This is a genomic window from Candidatus Planktophila sp. (assembly GCF_046070465.1).
In the GTDB taxonomy this organism is placed as follows: Bacteria; Actinomycetota; Actinomycetes; order Nanopelagicales; family Nanopelagicaceae; genus Planktophila.
The window spans coordinates 1-4,520 of record NZ_JBJTMK010000038.1 but is presented as its reverse complement, the minus strand read 5'-3'; the positions used below and the strand labels follow the sequence as shown (position 1 = coordinate 4,520).

General features: G+C 49.2%; 6 protein-coding genes. All 6 read right to left on the bottom strand.

Annotation, left to right across the window (positions count from 1 at the left end):
* Nucleotides 1-565, bottom strand: a 565-nt coding sequence (locus ACKOVI_RS01940; protein ID WP_509602299.1) for a hypothetical protein, incomplete at its 3' end; no start/stop codon positions are given.
* Nucleotides 558-1,154, bottom strand: a complete 597-nt coding sequence (locus ACKOVI_RS01935) for an RNA polymerase sigma factor (RefSeq protein ID WP_509602297.1) — start codon at nucleotides 1,152-1,154, stop codon at nucleotides 558-560. The genes ACKOVI_RS01940 and ACKOVI_RS01935, both read right to left, overlap by 8 nt.
* A gap of 42 nt (nucleotides 1,155-1,196) precedes the next feature.
* Entirely contained in the window at nucleotides 1,197-2,009 is an 813-nt protein-coding gene (map, locus tag ACKOVI_RS01930; RefSeq protein WP_509602295.1) for a type I methionyl aminopeptidase, read from the bottom strand.
* A gap of 13 nt (nucleotides 2,010-2,022) precedes the next feature.
* Entirely contained in the window at nucleotides 2,023-2,661 is a 639-nt protein-coding gene (locus ACKOVI_RS01925) for an adenylate kinase (RefSeq protein WP_509602293.1), read from the bottom strand.
* Nucleotides 2,661-3,956: a preprotein translocase subunit SecY gene (secY, locus tag ACKOVI_RS01920; RefSeq protein ID WP_509602291.1), complete on the bottom strand. Its 1,296-nt coding sequence runs from the start codon at nucleotides 3,954-3,956 to the stop codon at nucleotides 2,661-2,663. Before secY ends, ACKOVI_RS01925 begins: the two co-directional genes overlap by 1 nt.
* A 52-nt stretch (nucleotides 3,957-4,008) precedes the next feature.
* Nucleotides 4,009-4,449: a 50S ribosomal protein L15 gene (gene rplO / locus ACKOVI_RS01915; RefSeq protein ID WP_509602289.1), complete on the bottom strand. Its 441-nt coding sequence runs from the start codon at nucleotides 4,447-4,449 to the stop codon at nucleotides 4,009-4,011.
* Between the last annotated feature and the right edge of the window lie 71 nt (nucleotides 4,450-4,520).

Genomic DNA, 4,520 nt, shown 5'->3' with positions numbered 1-4,520 from the left:
CTGGGAAGGTGAAGACTAGAAGAGCTTTGCCGCCCGGCAATACTGTGGTCGGACGAGAGTCGCTGACCAGCGGCGTGTGATTGTTAAAGATCCCAAGCGATGGAGATGTTGAAACCAAATCAGCTGTGTTGTTCTCAATCGAGAGAATCCAGGTAGTTGGACACTGCTCTTTACCGCAACGTTCCCAGGAAATCTTTAAACCTACCGCAGTAAGTCCGCCGAGAGTATCTCCCAATCCACCAGCGGCACTGATTGCAGAGACATCGCCGACGCTCTGCTCCCATGTGACTGGGTAGTCAGATGCGAGACCGACAATTTCTGGTTGGGTAGAAGTGTTATTGCCGGTTATTCCCCCTGTAACTTGGGCTGGATCGCTTCTGAGAGCTTCGTAAATTCCAATGCTTCCGGCGCTAATTGCGATGACGGCAAGAGCTGCGAGAATTACATTACGAATTCGCTGGCGACGAACGCGAGCAATAATGATTGGCGCAAGGTCGCGATTTTCATTGATACCTACTGCCATCCACTGCATTTCACGTTTGATAAGCGGATCGATGTCACTCATTAGAATCCACCACCTCCGCGATTAATATCTCCTGAACATTATTTACTGGGGCATTTATCTCGCGCCCTGAAGATTTCTCAAGTTCGGGGACTAACTCTACATACGCTGCGACCGCTGCTTTGCCACGCGCAAGGTGAGATGCCGCAGTTCCCATAGGTATCTGCAAAACTTCAGAAACTTCTCTCAACACCATCCCATGCTCGTAGATAAGAACAAGGACGGCACGTTGAATTGCAGAGAGCGATTTCATGGCCGCTTGTACGAGAAGTCGTTGGGTGACATCATCTGTTTGATCTGCAATGTCACGGATATTTTCAGCAAGGTCCCAGGATGTTTCGAGTTCTTGCTGTTTGCGAAGCCACTTCCGACGCATATCTGCATGCTTGCTGACCATCACTCGCATGAGGTACGCCTCAGGATTTTCATGTTCGCGAATCTTCGACCAGCGCTTATATACGTCGGTGAGAGCCTCTTGAAGAACATCTTCGGCGTTCTGGGTATCGAAGCAGATTACCTTCGCCGCTTTAAGGAAGGCCTTTTGATTTTCTCGGAGCCAGAGTGTGAACTCCACCTGATCCTGGTGGCTCATATTCTCGGCTCCATACGGTGAGTTTACTGGCTAGTACAGTCCCTAGTCGAGAGCTGAAGATACCTCGATGCCATAGCGACCGAGCTTCTCGCGCCCACCATCGATGGCAGTCAACACAAAAGGCTTACCGTCGGGACAGATCACATAGGAATGTTCGAAGTGTGAACCACGAGATGAATCGGTAGAGACAACCGTCCAATCATCGGCGAGAACTCTTGTCTTCTCGCTGCCACGTGTAATCATCGGTTCGATCGCAAGCGCCATACCTGGAACGATCTTCGGACCAAATCCCTTACGACCAAAGTTAAGTACGTGTGGCTCCTGATGCATCTCTGTGCCAATTCCATGTCCACCGTACTCGCGCAAGATTCCGTACTTGCCTTGTGAATTTACATACTGCTCAACTGCGTGACCGATATCGGAAAGACGAGCATTAAGAGATCCGGCTGCAATTCCGCGCCACATGGATTCTTCGCAGACATCCATCATCTTCTGATCTTCTGGATCTACTGTCCCAAGACCAATTGAAAAAGCTGCATCTCCATGCCAGCCATCAATGATTGCTCCGCAGTCGACAGAGACAACATCACCATCATTGAGAATACGTGGACCAGGGATACCGTGAACAATCTCCTCGTTTACGGATACACAGATTGATTTGGGATAACCGTGATAGCCAAGGAAGTTTGCAGTTCCTCCGCCACGCTTAATCGTTGCTACGGCAATCGCATCGAGTGCATCAGTAGTCATTCCGACTTTGATGTTGTCGCGAATGGCCTGATGAATATGTGCAACGAGCAAACCCGCACGGCGCATTACCTTGATTTGATCAAGGTCTTTGATTTGAATTGCCATGTTAGCTACCTAATTATGCTTTTACGCGAGCGAGAGCAGAGGTTGCGCGCTCTGTAATCTCTGCAATTTCACCATCTGCATCGATAGTGATGAGAAGACCTTCGGTGCGATAGAAGTGAATAATTGGTGCTGTCTGCTCTTCATAGACATCGAGGCGCTTTGCAATAACTTCAGCCTTATCGTCTTCGCGCTGGTAGAGATCTGCTCCCCCACATGCGCTACATGCTGTTGCCTCTGGAGTAGAAGGCGCACCACATGTACGACAGGTACGACGTGAAGAGAGGCGGCCAATAATGAGCTCATTTGGTATTGAGAGCTCGAGTACGGCATCAAGCGGAGTGCGCTTTTCAGCCAAGATTGCACGAAGCACTTCGGCTTGAACCACATTGCGTGGAAAGCCATCGAGCAAGAAGCCGTTTGCTGCATCGTCCCAGTTCAGACGATCTTTGACCATCGCATTGGTGACTGAGTCGGGAACGAGCTGACCCGCATCCATAAATGTCTTTGCTTCCTGACCCAAAGCTGTGTTCTCTTTGAGGTTTGCACGGAAGATATCTCCGGTCGAGATATGTGGGATGCCGTAGTGCGCAGCAAGGAACTGAGCTTGCGTTCCCTTGCCCGCACCTGGTGGACCTACCAGGACGAGACGCATTACTTCAGGAAGCCTTCGTATGAACGCTGCTGGAGCTGTGATTCGATCTGCTTTGCAGTATCAAGACCAACACCGACAACGATAAGAATCGCTGTTCCACCGAATGGGAAGTTCTGGGAAGCGCCGAATGCAACGAGAGCGATGATTGGAATAATCGCTACCAGTGCAAGGTAGATAGACCCCGGTGCTGTGATGCGTGAAAGAACATATGTGAGGTATTCAGAAGTTGGACGACCAGCGCGAATACCTGGGATAAATCCACCGTACTTCTTCATGTTATCTGCAACCTCATCTGGGTTGAATGTGATTGCAACATAGAAGTATGTGAAGAAGACGATCAAAGCTGCGTAAGCGATGATGTAAATAGGGTGATCGCCCTTTACCAAGTTACGTGAAATCCAGACAGCCCAACCAGCTTGGCTATTGGTGAAGTTCACGACCAATGAAGGAATATACAAAAGTGATGAAGCGAAGATAACCGGAATAACGCCAGCCTGGTTTACCTTGATTGGAATGTAGGTCGATGTTCCTCCGTATGCCTGACGACCCACCATGCGCTTTGCATACTGAACTGGGATACGGCGCTGTGCCTGCTCAACGAAGACAACTGCAGCAACAACTGCAAAGCCCATGAGAAGTACGAAGAGGAATACTGGAAGACCCTTTGAAACCTTGATTGCCCACAACTGGCCAGGGAATCCTGCAGCGATAGATGTGAAGATCAAGATAGACATACCGTTACCGACACCGCGATCTGTAATGAGCTCACCGAGCCACATGATTACCGATGTTCCAGCTGTCATGACAACAATCATGGTCACGATGCGCTGCCATGATGCGTCAGGAATAATCGCGAGATTACAGCCTGAGATTAAACGACCTGGTGTACGTGCAACTGCGATCAAACCTGTTGACTGCAAGATTGCAAGACCAATTGTTAAATAACGTGTGTACTGAGTAAGTGTTGCCTGACCTGACTGTCCTTCGTTCTTCAAAGTTTCAAAGCGAGGGATTACAACGGTGAGCAACTGAATGATGATTGAGCTGGTGATGTAAGGCATGATGCCGAGCGCGAATACAGAGAGGTGAAGAAGCGCTCCACCAGAGAACAAGTTGATAAGACCGAAGAGGCCTGAATTTGTTGAGTTATCGATACAGCTCTTGACGTTCGCATATGAAACGCCTGGTGTTGGTACTACTGAACCAAAACGGAACAACGCCATGATGGAGAGAGTGAAGAAGATTTTCTTTCGAAGTTCTGGCGTCTTAAATGCCATTCCAAATGCGCTGAGCATCAATCTTCTCCCTCTAACCAATCACGACGTTGATTCGATTTTAAAACAGGTTTTACAGTGTGTTCGTTGATCCACCAGCTGCTGCAATCTTTTCAATTGCTGAAGCTGAGAATGCATGTGCTGTTACAGATACCTTGACAGCGATATCGCCATTTCCGAGAACCTTTACAGGCAATGAATCACGAACCGCTCCCTTAGCAATAAGGTCTGCAACTGTTACATCGCCACCCTTTGGGAAGAGTGCATTGATTGTTGAGACGTTAACCGCCTGGTACTCAATGCGAGCTGGGTTCTTAAATCCACGAAGCTTTGGAAGACGCATAACGAGTGGAAGCTGACCACCCTCGAAGCCCGGACGAACCGTGTTACGAGCGTGAGTTCCCTTACCGCCACGACCTGCAGTCTTACCCTTCGATGCCTCACCGCGACCCTTACGAGTCTTAGCCTTCTTAGCACCTGGAGCTGGACGAAGATGATGAAGTTTGAGAGTCATTGTTATTCGACCTCCTCTACCTTGATCAAGTGACGAGCAGCTACTGCCATGCCACGAATTTCTGGACGATC